The 17,993-nt window shown below is 54.9% G+C and carries 15 protein-coding genes; 6 read left to right on the top strand and 9 right to left on the bottom strand.

Annotated elements, in window-relative coordinates:
• Positions 1-4: 4 nt before the first annotated feature.
• Positions 5-736 (bottom strand): flagellar brake protein YcgR, encoded by a 732-nt coding sequence (gene ycgR, locus SOM82_RS11810; protein WP_320461089.1) that lies wholly within the window; start codon positions 734-736, stop codon positions 5-7.
• 209 nt (positions 737-945) lie between these two features.
• Between ycgR and SOM82_RS11805 the strand changes: the two genes are divergently transcribed.
• Both SOM82_RS11805 and SOM82_RS11800 read left to right on the top strand, forming a co-directional pair.
• Positions 946-1,200 carry a GlsB/YeaQ/YmgE family stress response membrane protein gene (locus tag SOM82_RS11805; RefSeq protein WP_154125718.1) on the top strand — a complete coding sequence of 85 codons (255 nt, stop codon included), beginning with the start codon at positions 946-948 and terminating at the stop codon, positions 1,198-1,200.
• A 113-nt stretch (positions 1,201-1,313) separates the two neighbouring features.
• Positions 1,314-3,416 (top strand): TonB-dependent siderophore receptor, encoded by a 2,103-nt coding sequence (locus tag SOM82_RS11800; RefSeq protein ID WP_320461090.1) that lies wholly within the window; start codon positions 1,314-1,316, stop codon positions 3,414-3,416.
• Between the two features lie 53 nt (positions 3,417-3,469).
• Here SOM82_RS11800 and SOM82_RS11795 read toward each other — a convergent pair whose 3' ends face one another.
• Positions 3,470-5,149, bottom strand: a complete 1,680-nt coding sequence (locus SOM82_RS11795; RefSeq protein WP_320461126.1) for an alpha,alpha-trehalase — start codon at positions 5,147-5,149, stop codon at positions 3,470-3,472.
• A 425-nt stretch (positions 5,150-5,574) separates the two neighbouring features.
• On the opposite strand from SOM82_RS11795, the gene SOM82_RS11790 reads away from it, so the two are divergent.
• Positions 5,575-6,957 (top strand): carbohydrate porin, encoded by a 1,383-nt coding sequence (locus SOM82_RS11790; RefSeq protein ID WP_154125716.1) that lies wholly within the window; start codon positions 5,575-5,577, stop codon positions 6,955-6,957.
• 12 nt (positions 6,958-6,969) lie between these two features.
• Here the strand turns inward: SOM82_RS11790 and SOM82_RS11785 are convergent, their stop codons facing one another.
• Positions 6,970-7,926, bottom strand: coding sequence for an AraC family transcriptional regulator (locus SOM82_RS11785; protein ID WP_320461091.1), 957 nt, complete (start codon positions 7,924-7,926; stop codon positions 6,970-6,972).
• Between the two features lie 115 nt (positions 7,927-8,041).
• Between SOM82_RS11785 and SOM82_RS11780 the strand changes: the two genes are divergently transcribed.
• The 3 genes from SOM82_RS11780 (at position 8,042) to SOM82_RS11770 (ending at position 11,161) form a co-directional block, all read left to right on the top strand.
• Entirely contained in the window at positions 8,042-9,235 is a 1,194-nt protein-coding gene (locus tag SOM82_RS11780) for an MFS transporter (RefSeq protein WP_154125714.1), read from the top strand.
• 161 nt (positions 9,236-9,396) lie between these two features.
• The gene (locus tag SOM82_RS11775; RefSeq protein WP_320461127.1) at positions 9,397-10,368 is read left to right on the top strand and encodes a fatty acid desaturase; all 972 of its coding nucleotides are present in this window, start codon (positions 9,397-9,399) and stop codon (positions 10,366-10,368) included.
• The gene (locus tag SOM82_RS11770) at positions 10,361-11,161 is read left to right on the top strand and encodes a phosphate/phosphite/phosphonate ABC transporter substrate-binding protein (RefSeq protein ID WP_320461092.1); all 801 of its coding nucleotides are present in this window, start codon (positions 10,361-10,363) and stop codon (positions 11,159-11,161) included. Before SOM82_RS11775 ends, SOM82_RS11770 begins: the two co-directional genes overlap by 8 nt.
• A 17-nt stretch (positions 11,162-11,178) precedes the next feature.
• Here SOM82_RS11770 and SOM82_RS11765 read toward each other — a convergent pair whose 3' ends face one another.
• From SOM82_RS11765 to pth, 6 genes are all read right to left on the bottom strand, one after another.
• Positions 11,179-11,499 carry an AzlD domain-containing protein gene (locus SOM82_RS11765; RefSeq protein ID WP_320461093.1) on the bottom strand — a complete coding sequence of 107 codons (321 nt, stop codon included), beginning with the start codon at positions 11,497-11,499 and terminating at the stop codon, positions 11,179-11,181.
• Between the two features lies 1 nt (position 11,500).
• Positions 11,501-12,241: an AzlC family ABC transporter permease gene (locus SOM82_RS11760; RefSeq protein WP_320461094.1), complete on the bottom strand. Its 741-nt coding sequence runs from the start codon at positions 12,239-12,241 to the stop codon at positions 11,501-11,503.
• A gap of 152 nt (positions 12,242-12,393) precedes the next feature.
• On the bottom strand, positions 12,394-14,682 hold the full coding sequence (locus tag SOM82_RS11755) for an FdhF/YdeP family oxidoreductase (RefSeq protein ID WP_320461095.1): 2,289 nt from the start codon (positions 14,680-14,682) through the stop codon (positions 12,394-12,396).
• Positions 14,683-14,877: 195 nt separating this feature from the next.
• Complete coding sequence (locus SOM82_RS11750) at positions 14,878-15,714, bottom strand: alpha/beta fold hydrolase (protein ID WP_154125709.1); 837 nt, start codon at positions 15,712-15,714, stop codon at positions 14,878-14,880.
• A gap of 258 nt (positions 15,715-15,972) precedes the next feature.
• Positions 15,973-17,064, bottom strand: coding sequence for a redox-regulated ATPase YchF (ychF, locus tag SOM82_RS11745; protein WP_320461096.1), 1,092 nt, complete (start codon positions 17,062-17,064; stop codon positions 15,973-15,975).
• Between the two features lie 125 nt (positions 17,065-17,189).
• Positions 17,190-17,774, bottom strand: a complete 585-nt coding sequence (gene pth, locus SOM82_RS11740; RefSeq protein ID WP_320461097.1) for an aminoacyl-tRNA hydrolase — start codon at positions 17,772-17,774, stop codon at positions 17,190-17,192.
• Positions 17,775-17,993 lie beyond the last annotated feature (219 nt).

Below are 17,993 nucleotides of genomic sequence, written 5' to 3'. Positions count from 1 at the left end.
TCGCTCAGAGAACTTTATTCGCGCGTTCGCGCGCTTCTCGTTCCAGCGAGAAAATAATGCGCTGAAGCTCACGCTCCGGACCCGGTCCGACATTCAGAAAGCGGAAGCTCAGTCGCGGTGTGGTAATGGTTTCGTTTTTGCTGTCCACGACTTTGCGTTCGCTAATGGCAATCAGCTGCGCGTCAAAGTAAAACCGCCCCCAGCCGCCCATATCCAGCTCAATCTGTGAAAAACGCATCCCTTCAACCAGTCCTTCCGGCCTTGGCGTATCCATCAGCGCGCCCATTCCCCCTAACGAGAGATCGAACAGGCGGAAGCGGATCTCTTTTTTATCCGGCATTTTGGCCTTACAGAAATAGGGCGGGTGAAGCGGGGCGTTGATACGGAAATATTCGCGACGCTGTACAAACCACAGGCTGTCCGGCAACGTGGTAATAAACGCTGGCAAACTGAGATAATTACCCTGTTCCACGCGAGGCAGGACAAATTCGACTTTTGCCCCCCGGGTTTCCGCCAGCACGGAGATGTTTTCTGCGCGCAGTATCGCCCGATTTTCATACTCCTGACTGCCCAGGTCGATCACCAGACGCTCCGGCGTGGCTTCAAGGATCTTGCTGATAAACTGATTCGTAGACCAACTGATGCGCACAGGCACTTCACCCTTGTGCAGGTCGCGTAATACCCCTAATACAGCCAGCGGATTTTGCTTCAGGAACTGCTCACTGTAATGACTCACGCCGAATGGCTCCTCGAATATCTGATAGATCGTCATTGCAGTATCGGCAAAGGCGGGCGGAACTTAATACAAACCGGTGAGTTTTTTTTAAAAATGAGAGGTAATTAAGTCGGTGAGAAAAAACAGTTTTAGCGCCTTGTCCTATACTTAGATCACTTGCGCGGGAGGATTTTTCGGCGCATGCGTTTAATCTGCAAGAGGGCATCGCTATGGGTATCATCGCCTGGATTGTTTTTGGTCTGATTGCCGGCGTCATTGCAAAATTCATCATGCCTGGACGGGATGGTGGCGGCTTCATTCTGACCTGTGTCCTTGGGGTTATTGGGGCAGTTGTCGGAGGCTGGCTGGCGACGATGTTTGGCGTCGGAGGCAGTATTAGTGGCTTTAACCTGCACAGTTTCCTGGTCGCTGTGGTGGGCGCAATTGTTGTGCTTGCGGTATTCAGATTACTCAGGCGCGCATAAACACACAGAAACGGCTCTCTCTGAGGGCCGTTTTTTTTGATAGTGATATTGCTTTGTAAATCGAAATGATAATAATTGTCGTTCTTGGTATCAGCTCATAATAAGACGACAATATGAACACCTCAAAGTTTGCGATTTGTGCGTTAGCAGGCGCGGTTACACTGGCATTAAACGGCTCGGCGCTGGCGCAAGAGTCCACCATCGTGGTCACCGATTCGGAACAGGGCAGTGCGCTCCCGATGTGGACAAACAGCGCGACCAAATCCGCCGTTGCGGAGAGTAAAACCCCACAGGTCATCAATACGATTTCCGCGACTGATATCGAACTGCGCCATGCTAACTCGGTCAATGAAATCCTGCGCTACGCCCCGGGCGTCTCGACCGAAGTGCGCGGCAACACCTCGTATATGAGCGAATATAAAATTCGCGGTTTCACCGTTGAGCAAGAGTATTACAACGGACTTCAGCTGCCCTATAACGTCACCGGGAACACCAAAGCGCGCATCGATCCCCTGCTGATTGACAGCGTGGATATTCTCAAAGGGCCCGCGTCGGTGCTCTATGGCGGCGGTTCTCCTGGCGGACTGGTGAATATTCAGGGTAAAAAACCGCAAAAAACGCCGCACACCGAAGTGGGTTTCAACACCGGGACGCGCAATCTGAAAGAAGGCTATCTCGATTCCACCGGACAAATTGCGGACAGCGACTGGAACTATCGTTTACTCGGTAAAGCGGTGGAAGGCGACGATCAACCGCACACCACACGCACCGAGAATTACCTGGTTGCGCCCTCTGTGACCTGGCAGCCAGACAGCCAAACGCGCCTGACAATCGACGCACTGGCGCAAAACAGCCCAAGCCTGACCCCATCTAATCCGCTTCCGCTCTCCTGGCTGCGCTCAAAATACGCCGATCGCCGTGACTATGCGGGGGATGAGTGGAGCGGGTTTAAACAGCGTCAGTGGATGCTGGGCTACAGCTTTGAACATGAATTCGATAATGGCTGGGGCTTTAATCAGAAAGCGCGCTATTTCGATGTGGACACCCATCAGCGCAGCATCTACTCCACCGGTCCGGGCGCTGAAGTCGGGCAACTTAACCGCTTTGCCTACACCACCGATGAAGATCTGAAAAGCGTTAATATTGATAACCAGGTCACCAAAACGGTCACGCTGGGCGACTGGAAGCACCACCTGCTGGCAGGCTTCGACTACCAGAAACTGAATTCCCACTTCCACTATCGCTACGCGGCGAATACGCCGGGTATTGATATGCGCCACCCGGATTATTCACAGGTCAACGAGGGCGATCTTGGGCTTTACACCGCGCAGAAAAACCGCCTGAGCTATCAGCAAAATGGATACTACTTACAGGATCAGATCGAATTCGGCGGGCTGAATTTGCTCGGCAGCCTGCGTTATGACGACTACCGCTCAGTCACCACCGATTACCTGCAAAACGGTGAAAAGGCGTGGGTATCGCAGGATCGCGTTACGAAACGCCTCGGCGCGCTTTATGCGTTTGAAAACGGCATTTCGCCGTTTATCAGCTATTCAGAAGGTTTTGCGCCAGTGTCACCGCAGGGCACTCTGACGGCAAAAGACGTTAAACCCACCACCAGCAAACAGGTTGAGGGCGGGGTGAAATATCTGCTGGAAGAGTACGCCACGACCTTTACCGCGTCGGTGTTTAACATTCGCCAGAAGAATGTCGTGACCACCGACCCCGGTTTCCTCAACTATCGTCAGACAGGGGAAGTGGAATCTAAAGGGGCCGAACTGTCGGTCATCAGCCGTCCGACGGATAACGTGACGTTGATTGCCAACTATGCGTATACCCACGCCATCAACACCGAAGATGACAAGTATCAGGGCAAACGTCCGACGCAGGTTCCGGAGAATGCGTTTAATCTGTGGGGCGATTACACCTTTGATAGCACACCGCTGAAGGGGCTGAACCTGGGCGCCGGCGCCCGCTATACCGGGCCGATGGAAATCGCGCCGGGCAACGATCAGGGAAAACTGGGGGGGACAACCCAGTACGATCTGGCGGCGTCTTATCAGATGGGTGAAATTCTGCCATCGCTGGCAGGACTGACGCTTAAAGCCAGCGCGCAGAACATCACCAACAAAGAGACCTTTACCTGCTACGACGCGACAAACTGTTGGATTGGTCGCGACCGCACGGTTCAGGTTGGGGCAAGTTACAGCTTCTGATCCGTACTTCTTCCTCTCCCCACTGGAGAGAGGGAGAAAAGTCCGTATCAACTTTACTGCGCTGCACTCTGCTGCGGCGCAGGCTCATCGTTTGCCGCTGGCTGTGCGGATGGCAAACTGTCGCACGGTTTCTCTTTCGGGCAGACCCAATCCAGCATCTTCAGCGTCACGCCGTTGGTCCAGCCGAATCCATCCTGCAACGGATATTCGCCGCCGCCACCGCCGGTTCCGGTCGTTGACACATCATACTTCTCCACCAGTTTCTGTTCACGATCGTAGGTATGCTGAACGTTGGTCAGGAAGCGCCAGGTGACGTCCATGGCCACTTTTTTGTGACCGTAGTTTTGCAGGCCTTCTGCCGCTACCCATTGCAACGGCGCCCATCCGTTTGGCGCATCCCACTGCTGGCCGCTGTTGATGGTGGTGGTGGTGATCCCACCCGGTTTTAACAGGCGCGTGGCGGTGGCGTTAGCCACTTTAGCCGCACGTTCTTGCGAGGCGGCACTGACGTACAGCGGGAAGAGCGCAGCGGCGGTAAGCTGATTACGCACTTTTTTGCTCTTCAGATCGTAATCGGCGTACCAGCCCTCTTGTTCATTCCACAGGTGACTTTCCATCGCCTTCTGCCGCGACGTCGCCAGCGTTTCATATCTGTTTGCGCTGGCGGCATCGCCAGCTGCCTGGCTTGCTTTGGCCAGCAGTTTTTCCATTTTGAACATCAGCGCGTTCAAATCGACGGGAACAATGCTGGTGGTGCGGATTGTGCCCAGTTTTTGCGGATCGTCCATCCAGCGGGAGCTAAAGTCCCAGCCGGAGGCGGCCGCTGAACGCAGATCGCGGTAAATCTCGGTCGCCGGGCGATTCGGGTTGTTTTTAGCGGTCGTGACGTCATCGAGCCAGGATTCCGGGCGCGGCGTATCGCGATCGTCCCAGTAGCGATTCAGGATCGACCCGTCATCCAGTTTGACCACACGTTTATTCGCCTGGCCCGGCTGGAGTGCCTCGACGCCCTCCATCCAGTAGGCGTACTCTTTTTCCATCTGCGGGCGGTATTTTTGCAGCGCATCGCTGTCATGGGTGGCCAATAACTCAACCATTAAGGCGAAGAAAGGCGGCTGCGAGCGGCTTAAATAGTAGCTGCGGTTGCCGTTGGGAATATGGCCCCAGGTGTCAATCTCATAGCCAAAGTTCGCGACCATATCGCTGATCTTGTCCCAGTGACCGCTCTCCGCCAGCCCCAGCATCGTGAAGTAGCTATCCCAGTAATAGACTTCGCGGAAACGACCGCCCGGCACGACGTAAGGCTCAGGCAGCGGCAGCAGAGAGTCCCATTTTGCGGCCGTGTCGGTAGTGCGTGTCAATACGGGCCACAAACCGTCGATATGTTCCCGCAAGCTTTGCCCGGCGGGCGGCACATATTTTTCGCCTTCGCCCGGCAGGGTGAAGTTCATCTCGACAAAATGGCGCAGGTCAAAACCAGACTGACGATGTTGCATCCGGTAATCGGCCAGGATCATCAGCGGATCGCTTTTGGGCACCGCGTCAGCGAAGGTTTTTTGATCCGGGAATAATTTGGCGCTTTGCACATCGCTAAAAAGCGGGCCGAGCAGAATATCCGGCGACTGCTTTTGCACGGCAGGTGCGTCGTCGGCGTAGCTGAGGGCGGCTGCGCCCAGCAGTGCGCCCCCCAGGGCAATGCGAAGCGCAAGCGGTAAAGTGGCAGGACGGCGCATTTCATTTGTCATGGATTCTTCTCCTTTTATCGCGAACAGCGTGACCGCTGTCGTCAATCACCTGAAAACCTTAGACGAATATCGTCGGCTTCGTGTGTCGAATATCTCATTTTTTGCATAACCAGACTCTTTACCACCACGCAAAAAGGGAATACTACGCGTTAATATATTTATTATTTGTATGTTTTTATATGATTAATAAACCTCGGTGTTATATATTTCATTTGTTAATACAGGTTGTTGTCATTATATTTGTGATCGCTGATGCGTCATTTTTGCATTATTGAATAATATTCCCGCTCACGGTCACATAAATAAAAAAACATAATTAAATGGTGAAAAAACATAATGGAACCTGTCACTATGTTTGGGCGAAATACCCGTGCTGGACCGTCAGAATATTCATCATTTACAGGGAGGAATCTATGAGAATTAAAGCTAGTGCTCTGGTTATCAGTGCCCTTTGCTCGGGCAGTCTTTATGCCGCACAAAATTCGCTGAGCCTGGAGGAGAAACTGGCGCAGCTGGAAGCACGACTGGAACAGTCGGAAAGCCGCGCGGCGAAAGCCGAGGCACAAATACAAAGCCTGCAACTGCATCAGAATGAGATCGCAAAAAGCCAGCCGACCGTTTCCGTTCAATCCGCTGAACCCGTCACCAAAACCGCAGAACCCAAATTGACGCTCTCGGGCTACGGCGATATTAAGTTTTATGGCGATGTGGAATTTAATATGGACGCGGCCAGTAAATCGGGTGCATTAACGTCTGTTAAAACAAGTGCGAATAAGGACTGGGCAGCGGGAAATAATGAACGATGGGATATTAATGGCCGTATTTTATTAGGCTTTGACGGCTATCGTCGAATGGATGACGGTAATTTTGCCGGATTCTCCGTACAACCGCTGGCGGATCTCGGCGGTAAAATGAATCTTGATGATGCCATCTTCTTCTTCGGCAACGAAAACAACTGGAAGGTTAAAGTGGGCCGTTTTGAAGCCTACGATATGTTCCCGCTCAATCAGGATACATTCATCGAGTATTCCGGGAATACCGCCAACGATCTCTACAGCGATGGCTATGGCTATATCTACATGATGAAAGAGGGGCGTGGCCGTAGTAACAGCGGCGGTAACTTCCTGATGAGTAAAACCCTTGATAACTGGTATTTCGAACTGAATACCCTGCTGGAGGACGGCAGCACGCTGTATGTCGACAAGCAGTACCACGGCGCTGAACTGGATAATGAAAAAAATGTGGCTTACGTCCGACCGGTCATCTCCTGGCAGAACGGGCGTTTCAGCACGGCAGTCGCGATGGAGAGTAACCTGGTTAACAATGCGTACGGCTATCGTGACGCTAACGGTAAATGGATCGATGAGTCGGACCGCACGGGCTATGGCTGGACCATGACCTGGAACGGACAACAAACCGACCCTGACGATGGCGTGGTGGTGAATGTGAATACCGCTTATATGGATGCCACCGATGAAACGGACTTTACCGCCGGGACGAATGCCTTATGGCATAATTTTGAACTGGGCTACATCTATGCTCATAATCAGGTGGATAAATTTAACTCCACTAACCTTGATGCCGATTGCGATGATGACTGCTGGATTACCGATCCGGGTAAATACGATCTTCATACTATTCACGCGTCTTATCTGATTCCGAACGTGATGAAAATGAAGAATTTCAATATCTACCTCGGGGCGTACGCCTCCTGGGTGGAGGCGCATCCAAAAGCGGGCGATGCCAACAACGACGATCGCTACGGTGGTCGCGTGCGCTTTAAATATTACTTCTGACGATCGCCCCGGTCAGACTTCTTCTGGAGTCTGGCCGGTTTCCCGTAGTGTCCCCGGTGCCTGACCTACAATGCGCTTAAACGCCCGACTGAACGCCGCCAGCGAGCCATAGCCAAGGCGCAGCGCCACCGTTTCAATCGCCTGATGCTCATGACGAATATACTGAATGGCGAGACGCATGCGCAGCTCGCTCAGATATTTCGCCGGTGTGGTGCCAGTGGCTGATAAAAAGCGCTCGGCAAACACGGAACGGGAGGTTCCCGCCTCTTTTGCCAGCTCCGCGACGCTCCAGTTCACTCCCGGCTGCTGATGCATGGCGTAAATGGCGCGACTCAGGCGCGGATCGCGCAGCACCTGCACCCAGCCCGTCGCTTTACCGCAGCCCGCTTCCACCCATCCGCGTACGATAAGCGCCGCGACCACATCGGCCAGACGCGCCAGTATCCCGGCAAACCCCACCTGACGAGTCATTGATTCGCGCTCCATCGCCGCCAGCAGCGGGTGGATCTCAGGCCAGGTTGACATCAGGCGGCTCACCATCATCACCTCCGGCATCGCTTTGATCAGCGGCTGCATTCCCCCCAGCTCAAAATCCATACATCCGCTAAATATCACCGTACTTTCGTTCTCCGGACAGGGTTTGCAGGTGATAGCACACACCGAGTTGCAAATCGGCTCGCTGGGAAACTCCGATACCGGAGTGACGGGCGCCTGTTCATCGGACATAAGCACGTGCGCGTTGCCGTTGGGGATAAACAGCGCATCCCCCACGCTCAGGTGAAAGGTCGCGCCACTCTCCATCCTCAGCACCGCCGGGCCGCGGCTGATGAAGTGAAACTGTGCTTTGCCCGCGGCCTGATGGAATGCCAGGCCAAACGGTGCGCGGGTTTCGATCCGGCGATATTTGACGCCTGACAGACGCATGCCACGCAAAAGCTCACTGATTAAATCGGGCGACTGTACAGTCATCGCAGCAACTCCGGACGAATTATCAATAAGTGGAGATTATATGTCATAGATCGTCCACGGGGAACACTCTATGCTTTGCGACGGTTGTCACATTTTTCTAACGGGAGAGCAACAGATGAATTCATGTATCGCGGCGAGCGAGGCCATCGCGCCGGCAAAACCCGCCTGGCGAGCCGTCTATTCACTGGGACTGGGCGTGTTTGGCCTGATTACGGCGGAATTTTTACCGGCCAGTTTATTAACCCCTATGGCGGCAAGCCTGGGCGTCAGTGAAGGGATGGCCGGACAGGCGGTGACGGCGACGGCGCTGGTCGCGCTGGTGACGGGCTTGCTCATCACCCCCGCCACCAAAAGTATCGACCGTCGTTGGGTGCTGATGTTTTTCTCATTGTTGCAAATTATCTCCAGCCTGCTGGTGGCATTTGCCCCCACGCTGCATGTGCTGCTGATGGGACGCTTGCTGCTGGGAATTGCAATTGGCGGATTCTGGGCAATGTCGACCGCGACAGCCATGCGCCTGGTGCCGGCGGATAAAGTGCCGCAAGCGCTGGCGGTGATTTTCTCCAGCGTCTCTGTCGCGACCGTGGTGGCCGCGCCGCTTGGCAGCTATCTGGGCAGTCTGATTGGCTGGCGTAACGTCTTTATTCTCTGCATTCTGCCAAGTGTGCTGGCCCTGCTCTGGCAGCTGTGGGTATTGCCGTCGATGAAGCCGGAAAGCAGCGGCGGTCTGGGGACCTTACTGCGCGTGCTGCGTCGTCCGGGAATGGTCGGAGGATTGCTGGCAACGGTGCTGATCTTTAGCGGGCATTTCGCCTTCTTTACCTACCTGCGTCCGTTCCTCGAAACGGTCGGTCAGGCCAGCGTGGAAACGATTTCGCTGATATTACTGGGCTTCGGGTTGGCCAATTTTGTCGGCACCTCGATTGCCGGACACCTGCTGGCGCGCAATCTGCGCCTGACCCTGGCGTTCGTGCCCTTTGTGATGGGCGTTCTGGCTCTGACGATGGTGTTGTTTGGTCATCTGGCGATGCTGGACGGGCTGCTGGTGGCGCTCTGGGGCTTTGCTTTCGGGCTGGTGCCCGTCGGCTGGTCGACCTGGCTTGCGACAACCGTACCGGACGAAGCCGAAAGCGCGGGCGGGCTACTGGTGGCATCGATCCAGTTTGCGATCGGCGCGGGAGCGGCTGGCGGTGGCGCGGTGTTTGATCTCAACGGTGCCAGCGGCGTATTTGCCGGTAGCGGATTATTGCTGGTTTCGGCAATGGTGATTGTCCTGATTGGCGTAAAAGCGCAGCAAAACCCAGCATAATCGGTCCTGAAATTTCTGGAACGGGGGCCCGGGTGACGAACGATTGCCCTGGCTACCCGGCGTTTCTGGCAAAGCATAGCCATTTAAATTCTTTGTGATTTCCGACACTATCTCACATCTTCGTGAGATAGCGTAATCATGTGGAAATAGCGTTGGATCAAATGGGTAAAAGTTCGTCCCACTATTTGCATGCGGAACAACGCGACCGGCTCTGCCGTCTTCGCAAAAGCTGGCTGTGGCAAAGTGAATGGCCGACGTGGATGCTGATGGTTGTGGTCTACGGTGGCTGGTTCGGCACACTCTGGTTCTGGCCCGTCGTGGGGCGTTTTCCCGCCACGCTGATGCTTATCTGGTTTACCGCCTGGTATATGTCCCTACAGCATGAATTGATCCATGGTCATCCCACTCGTCTGCCGTGGCTTAATCAGCTTTTTGGCATTCTGCCGCTGGCGGTCTGGTATCCGTACGGTCTCTACCGCGATTCCCATCTGGCTCACCATCGTCACGATAGTCTGACAGTGCCGCAGGACGATCCGGAGTCGTACTATTTCACTGACGTAAGCTGGGCAAAATTCTCGCCGTGGCGGCGAAAAATAATTCATGCGCGGAATACTTTTGTCGGGCGCCTGGCTCTGGCTCCGCTGCTGGACATTGTGCAGACGCTGGGGGAGGCGGTCGCGGCGTTTCGCCAGCTCAAGATGAAAGCGATGGCGATGTGGCTGGTTCACGGCGTATTGCTGGCGCTACTGCTGGCCTGGATTGAGACGATCGGATTCTCCGCGCTCTGGTTTGTGCTGGCGGTGAGCTATCCTGCACTGGCCCTCACCAAAGTGCGCTCTTTTCTTGAGCACCGCGCTGCGGACGACCCGCTGGCCCGTTCGGTGATTAACGAAGCTGCGCTGCCCTGGCGCGTGCTCTTTCTGAATCTCAACTATCATTCTGTGCATCACGATCTTCCCGGCGTGCCCTGGTATGGCCTGCGGGCGATCTATCTGCGTGACAAAGCGCACTATCAGCAGCGCAATCAGCAATTTGTGGTGCGGGGTTATGGCGAATGGTTGCGCCAGTTTTGGGCGAAAGCCGTGGAGGTGACCGTGCATCCCGGCGTGAAAAAAAGTGATGCCAATGAGTGACCGACTTGCATTTCCTATGTATGCCATTAACCGCGCCGAGACGCTGGCGCTGTGGCGGGCCGTACAGCACCTGCTGATTGCACACGGCGTACCGGCGGACGATCTCAAGCCGAGCGTGCCAGAAGGGGACCTGCTTTCCCACTGGCGTCACCCCGATCTGTTGCTGAGCCAGACCTGCGGTTTTCCGCTGGTGACGCAGCTTGCAGAGGTGCAGACCGTGGGATGTTTTCATTACACTGCGCCTGGCTGCGAAGGGATTAACTACCGCAGTTTTCTGGTCGCACGGGCGCAAGACAACACCCAAACGCTCGCCGATTTTCGCGGCAAACGGGTGGTGTGTAACGCAGAGGAGTCGCAGTCGGGCTACAACGTGCTGCTGAAAAGGGTGGCTCCGTTGTCCCGGGAAGGGCGATTTTTCTCGCAGGTGGTATTGAGCGGCAGCCACCGCCAGTCGGTAATTGATCTGGCGCGGGGAGCGGCAGATATCGCGGCTATCGACTGTGTGACCTGGGCATTACTTCAGCGCCATGAACCGACGTTGCTGGATGGGCTGACCGTCATCGAACACACTCCGCTGACGCCCGGATTACCGCTCATCACCGCAGGCCGCACGTCGGCGCAGACCCTCACAGCGATCAGAGCAGCGCTGGATGCGCTGGTGAATGCCCCGGAATATCGTTCGCTGTGCGAGGCCGCATTTATTGGCGGATTTAGCGCAGTGTCGCGCGAGCCCTATAGTTTGTTACTGGACTGGCGCAAAGAGGCCGCTGAGGCCGGCGTCACGCGGCTCTGACCGGCAAAAAACTGGAATTACGCCAGCCAATACCCCAGCCCGGAAAACGCCACCATCCCCGCGATCACCGTCGCAAACAGGCTGCGCGAGAGGATCCCCGCCAGCGTGGCGACGGCGGCGGCCAGTAGCGAGATGCTGATCCCCGAGGCCGTCAGCGCCGGTTTGCCAGCCAGTTCTGCCGTCACAATCGCCGCCATAATGGCGGAAGGGATAAAACTCAGCCATTGCTGGGCGATGGGGGCCAGTCGAAATCGCGAGAGCAACAGGATCGGCACGGTACGCATCAGCGCCGTAACCACCGCGCAGGCGATAATCGCCAGCAAGATATTCCTTTCCATGCTATTTCTCTCCTTTGCTGAAGAGGCGTAACCCGATCGTTGCGAGGGTGGCCGAGACTGACGCTGCCGCGATCACCACCACACTCATGTCGGTGTGGCTGGCGGTTAACAGGGTGATCAAGACGGCGGCGGCAATGCTGAAAGTCTCCAGCACCTTTCGCCGACTGGCAAACCAGATCATCAGTACCAGCCCGATAAACATCGACACCAGGCTAAAACTGAGTCCTTCCATTAATGAAGGCGGAAGGGCGGAGGCCAGCCATGCGCCGACCACGCAGGCGAGGATCCAGTTAAGCCATGCCGCCAGGTTCAGACCGAGCATCCAGGCGAAGGGAACTTTGCTTTGCTGGCTTCCCTGTTGGACCGCAACGCCAAAGGTCTCGTCGGTGAGCAGCAATCCGCTAACGATTTTTTGCAGCGTGCTGTAGTCGCGAAAGAACAGGCTCATCGCAGAACTCATCAGCAAATAGCGCAGGTTAACCAGAAACACGCTCAATACCACAGAGGCGATCTCGGCTCCGGTGGCCCACAGCGAATAAAACAGAAACTGCGCTGAACCGGCGTAGAGGGCGCTGGCGAGGAGCGCGGTCTGGAGAGTGGAAAATCCGGAAAGCGTGCCAATCGCACCGGCGGCAAAACCAATGCTCCAGTATCCAGGGATGGTCGGCAAACAGGCGGTAATGCCTGCGCGAAATTCCGTGCTGGCCTCATCTCGCGGCAGGGTCTTTATTTTCATCAACATCAATTTGTCTCGTGTATCGGTCACTGAAGGATAATCTAAATAAACAGCGGTAATCGCTATAGAAGAATCTTGCTCATTTTGATGATTAAGATGACCCCTGCTATTGCCTGAGCGCGACGCGCAGGCGGATTGCTGCGGCGTCGGCATCATGGCTATAACGCGCGTATCTCTTTTGATCGCAACGTCACGCGGATCGGCACTGATTTATAGGACGGCGTTCCACTCTCTTTATCCAGATAATCAAGCGGAACCAGCACGTTAGCTTCTGGATAGTACGCGCCCACCGTGCCTGAGGCGATGTTATACGCCACCACGGTGATGTCTTCCAGACGCTGAACACTTCCTTCTAAAGCGGTGGTGATATCGACCCGATCGCCATGTTCCAGGCCAAGCTGCGCCATATCGCCCTCGTTCATAAACAGCACATCACGGCGACCAAACACCCCGCGATAGCGATCGTCCAGCGCATAGATCGTCGTGTTGTACTGATCGTGGCTACGCAACGTGACCAGACGCAGGATGTTTTCGCCTGTACCTTTGCGATTCTCATCCACTCCTTCGAATACAGAGAACATGGCTTTTCCCGTCGGGGTCGGCCAGATGCGCTCGGTGGGCGGCAGCGGCATACGAAAACCGCCGGGAATACGTATGCGCTCGTTATAGCGATCAAAACCGGGCAGGGTCTTTTCAATCAACTCACGAATACGATCGTAATCAGCCACCAGATCTCTCCAGTTGACTCGGGTGCGGGAGAGCGTCGCGCTCGCCAGACCCGCGACAATCGCAGGCTCTGAGCGAAGCTCGGGTGAGGCCGGCTTTAGTTTTCCGGAAGAGGCATGCACCATCGACATCGAATCCTCGACGGTAACGGACTGTCGGCCCGTGAGCTGCATATCCAGCTCGGTACGGCCAAGGCACGGGAATATAAACGTTTCTTTTGCGGTCAGCAGGTGCGTGCGGTTCAGCTTGGTGCCGACGTGGACGCTCAGATCCAGGGTTCTCATGGCGGGGAAAACGCGCTCATGATCGGGCATCGCCACTGCAAAATTTCCGCCCAGACAGAGCAGGGCTTTCGCCCGCCCGTCGATCATCGCCTGTGTGGCCTGAACCGCGTCATGCCCGTGTTCAGCGGGCGGCGTAAAGCCAAATACCTCTTCCAGCCGGGAGAGGAAAGCGGCGGTGGGTTTCTCGGTGATGCCGACGGTGCGGTTTCCCTGAACGTTGGAGTGCCCGCGCAGCGGACAAATCCCGGCGCCGGGCTTGCCGATATTTCCGCGCAGCAACAGCAGATCGGCAATCAGGCGCACGTTAGACGTGCCTTTGTTGTGCTGGGTAATGCCCATTCCATAGGTGATGATGGTGGCGTTGGATTTGGCGTAGGCGTCTGCCACTTTTTCCAGATCGTTACGGGACAGGCCCGATTCGCTTTCAATCGCTTCCCAGGCGGTGGCGGCAATATCCGCAGCAAAAGCCTCAAATCCGTGGGTGTGGCTGGCGATAAAGTCATGATCCAGCACGCCACCGCGAAGGCTTTCGAACTGAAGCAGATGTTTGGCGATGCCTTTCAGCGCGGCGGCGTCGCCTCCCGCCTTAACCTGAAAATAGGTCGAGGCAATATCGGTCGAGCCGTAGGTCGCCATTTCAATGACGCTCTGCGGATCGGCAAAACGCTCCAGCGCGCGTTCACGCAGCGGATTGAAAACGATCACCGGAACGCCACGACGCGCCAGCTCGTGCAGCGTCCCCATCATTCGTGGATGGTTGGTTCCCGGATTATGGCCGATTGAAATGACTAATTCTGTCTTGTCGAAATCCTCCAGCGACACAGTCCCTTTGCCGATGCCGATTGAGCGGGGCAGGCCGACGCTCGTAGCTTCGTGGCACATATTGGAACAATCCGGGAAATTGTTGGTACCCAGCTCGCGGGCGAAGAGCTGAAACAGATACGCGGCTTCATTTGAGGCGCGACCCGAGGTGTAAAACTCAACCTGATCGGCAGGAAGCCCCCGCAATATTTCGCCGATACGGGCAAAAGCCTGTTCCCATTCAACCGGGCGGAAGGTGTCGCTTTGCGGGTGATATTGCAGCGGATGGGTAAGACGGCCGTACCCTTCAAGTTCAAAATCGCTTTTTGCCAGCAGCGAAGTGACGGTATTTTCAGCAAAAAAAGCCGGGGTAACGCGCTTGCTGGTGGCTTCCCATGTCACCGCTTTGGCGCCGTTTTCACAAAACTGGAAGGTTGATTTGTGCTCTTTATCCGGCCACGCGCAGCCTGGGCAGTCAAATCCGTCGGGCTGATTGGTCCGTAGCAACGTGGCCGGCGCGTCGAAGGTATCCATTTGCGTGCGCACGGCAATGGCGGTGGCTTTCAGCGCGCCCCATCCACCGGCAGGACCATCATAGTGCCTGATTCCTGGAACTGAACGTCTTTTGTTATTCATATAAGCTCCTGACTATGCGGGTCAACGGATCGATTCTACACCGCCGGAGTTAACGAAATAACAACAAAAATGCATCATTTTTGCGATAAAGGGGTGGTCTGTATGTGTGCTGTGAGAAGGGGGTGACGAATCAAAACAGACGAAAAAGGGTGGCACAAGCCACCCGCAGGAATCATTCAGCAGACATGGCGGCAATCAGCTGCGAATAAACGCCAGAAGATCGCGGTTGATTTGGTCGGCATGCGTGGTATGCATCCCGTGCGGATAGCCGGGATAGACCTTGAGCGTGCTGTGGGCGATCAGCTTCTCCTGGAGCAGGGCGGCATTTTTGTACGGAACGACCTGGTCATCATCGCCCTGCAGGATCAGCGTGGGTACCGTGATCGCTTTTAAATCCTCGGTCTGGTCCGTTTCCGAGAACGCTTTAATCCCCTCCAGGTGCGCTTTCGCACTGCCCGTCATCCCCTGACGCCACCAGTTCTGAATCGTCCCCTGGGAGATCTCCGCGCCATCCCGATTAAATCCGTAGAACGGACCTGATGCGACGTCGAGATAAAATTGCGCGCGGTTGGCGGCCAGCGCTTTTCGGAAGCCATCGAACACGTCAATGGGTGTACCGCCGGGGTTATCGGGGGTCTGCACCATCAGCGGGGGCACGGCGCTGATTAACACGGCTTTCGCCACCCGGCCCTGCGGCTGGCCGTACCTGGCGACGTAGCGGGCAACCTGACCTCCACCGGTGGAGTGCCCGATATGAACCACATTTTTCAGATCCAGATGTTCGACCACCGCCGAAACGTCGGCAGCGTAATGGTCCATATCGTGGCCTTCACTGACCTGGCTGGAACGACCGTGTCCGCGACGATCGGAGGCAATAACGCGAAAACCCTCTGACAGGAAGAACAGCAGTTGCGTATCCCAGTCGTCAGCACTTAATGGCCAACCGTGGTGGAAGAACACCGGCTGTGCCTCTTTGGGACCCCAGTCTTTATAGAAGATGTTGACGTTATCTTTCGTGGTGACAAATGACATGATTTAACCTCTCGGGTGGCGTGAAAGGACGAAGCGGAAAAATGCAGGTTGATGTGAAAACCGCTGGCGAATAGCCGCTCTCAAGTCTAGTTGAGAACGTTGTCGTTTGCCTTTGCCGCGAGGATCTCTTGTGAGCGCTCTGTCGGGACAGGTTTCATTAAGCCGAAAAGGCAGCCATAAAAAAATCCACGCAACCGCGTGGATTTTGGGATTTGTCAGCGTTGATGAGATTCAATGAAATCTCATGAGACGAAAGACTTAGACGTTGAACAGGAAGTTCATCACGTCGCCATCTTTGACGATGTAGTCTTTGCCTTCAGCACGCATCTTACCGGCTTCTTTCGCACCTTGTTCACCCTTGTAGGTGATGAAGTCTTCATACGAGATGGTCTGCGCACGGATAAAGCCTTTCTCGAAATCGGTGTGGATTTTACCCGCCGCCTGAGGAGCCGTGGCGCCAACAGGGATGGTCCATGCACGCACTTCTTTCACGCCAGCGGTAAAGTAAGTCTGCAGATTCAGCAGCTCGTAACCTGCGCGAATCACACGGTTCAGACCCGGCTCTTCCAGGCCCAGTTCCGCCATGAACTCTTCGCGATCGGCGTCGTCCAGCTCGGCGATGTCAGACTCAACGGCAGCACACACCGCTACAACCACAGAGCCTTCGCCAGCGGCGATTTCACGCACTTTGTCCAGGTATGGGTTATTTTCGAAACCGTCTTCGTTGACGTTAGCGATGTACATGGTGGGTTTCAGCGTCAGGAAGCTCAGGTATTTGATCGCCGCTTTATCTTCTTCAGTCAGATCCAGCGCACGCAGCATACCGGCGTTTTCGAGCTGTGGCAGGCATTTTTCCAGTGCTGCCAGTTCCGCTTTCGCGTCTTTATCGCCGCCTTTGGCTTTCTTCTGCACGCGGTGAATCGCACGTTCGCAGGTATCCAGATCCGACAGGGCCAGCTCGGTATTGATAACGTCAATGTCGTCAGCCGGATCGACTTTATTGTTCACGTGAATGATGTTGTCGTTTTCGAAACAACGCACAACATGACCAATCGCTTCGGTTTCACGGATATTGGTCAGGAACTGGTTACCCAGACCTTCGCCTTTGGAGGCGCCTTTTACCAGGCCGGCGATATCCACGAATTCCATCGTCGTTGGCAGAATACGCTGTGGTTTGACGATTTCCGCGAGCTTGTCCAGACGCGGGTCAGGCATAGGAACCACGCCGGTGTTCGGCTCAATGGTACAGAACGGGAAGTTAGCTGCTTCGATACCCGCTTTAGTGAGCGCGTTAAACAGGGTGGATTTGCCCACGTTTGGCAGACCGACGATACCGCATTTAAATCCCATCTTTAAATCACCTTAATATCTTGATATTCAACCCGTTAGCATTAACCGATTGAAGAAAAGTAAATAACTTTGCCTATTATACACGTAACCCGCGTCACGCGCGGTAAAAAAGGCTGTTGCGCGGACTATTGCGCTTTAAAGGCGTGCAAACGATTGGTGGCTTTGGTCAAACCGTCCTGCAGCCAGATCTCGGTGCAGCGCGCCGCTTCGTCTACTGCTTCGTCGATAAGCTTTTGTTCAGAAACCGGCGGTTTACCGAGGACAAAACCGACAACCTTGTTTTTATCACCTGGATGACCGATTCCCACGCGTAAACGATGAAAGTTGGGGTTATTGCCGAGCTTGCTGATGATGTCCTTCAGGCCATTATGGCCGCCGTGTCCGCCACCGAGTTTGAATTTCGCGATCCCCGGTGGGAGATCCAGCTCATCGTGGGCGACCAGAATTTCATCCGGATTGATGCGATAAAAAGTCGCCATCGCTGCCACGGCTTTGCCACTCAGATTCATAAAGGTGGTTGGAACAAGCAGACGCACATCGGCACCCGCCAGATTAATGCGCGAGGTATAGCCGAAGAACTTCGGTTCTTCACGCAGGGGAGCACGTAACCGCTCAGCCAGCAAATCAACATACCAGGCACCGGCGTTATGACGAGTGGCAGCGTATTCCGCGCCGGGGTTGGCAAGGCCGACAATCAATTTAATCGTCACGTTTCAATTCCTAAAGGTTCAAGATTTTGCGCGTAGTTTACTGTTTGCCGCGCCGGTTGACAAAATTCTGCGAGAGGTAGACTGAGACCGGAATAATTACTCATCTGAACCATTAGAATTTCAAGCTGTTCAGACGCTTATTTGTAAACTTTTGTCGCGATACCGCTCATTATTGTGATCATTCACGCAACTCATAAAAGACGCGTTGTCTATACTTTA

This window comes from Lelliottia sp. CFBP8978 (genome assembly GCF_034046055.2).
Classification (GTDB): Bacteria; Pseudomonadota; Gammaproteobacteria; order Enterobacterales; family Enterobacteriaceae; genus Enterobacter.
Note: the sequence above shows the minus strand (reverse complement) of the source record. Positions and strands in the feature narration are given on the sequence as shown.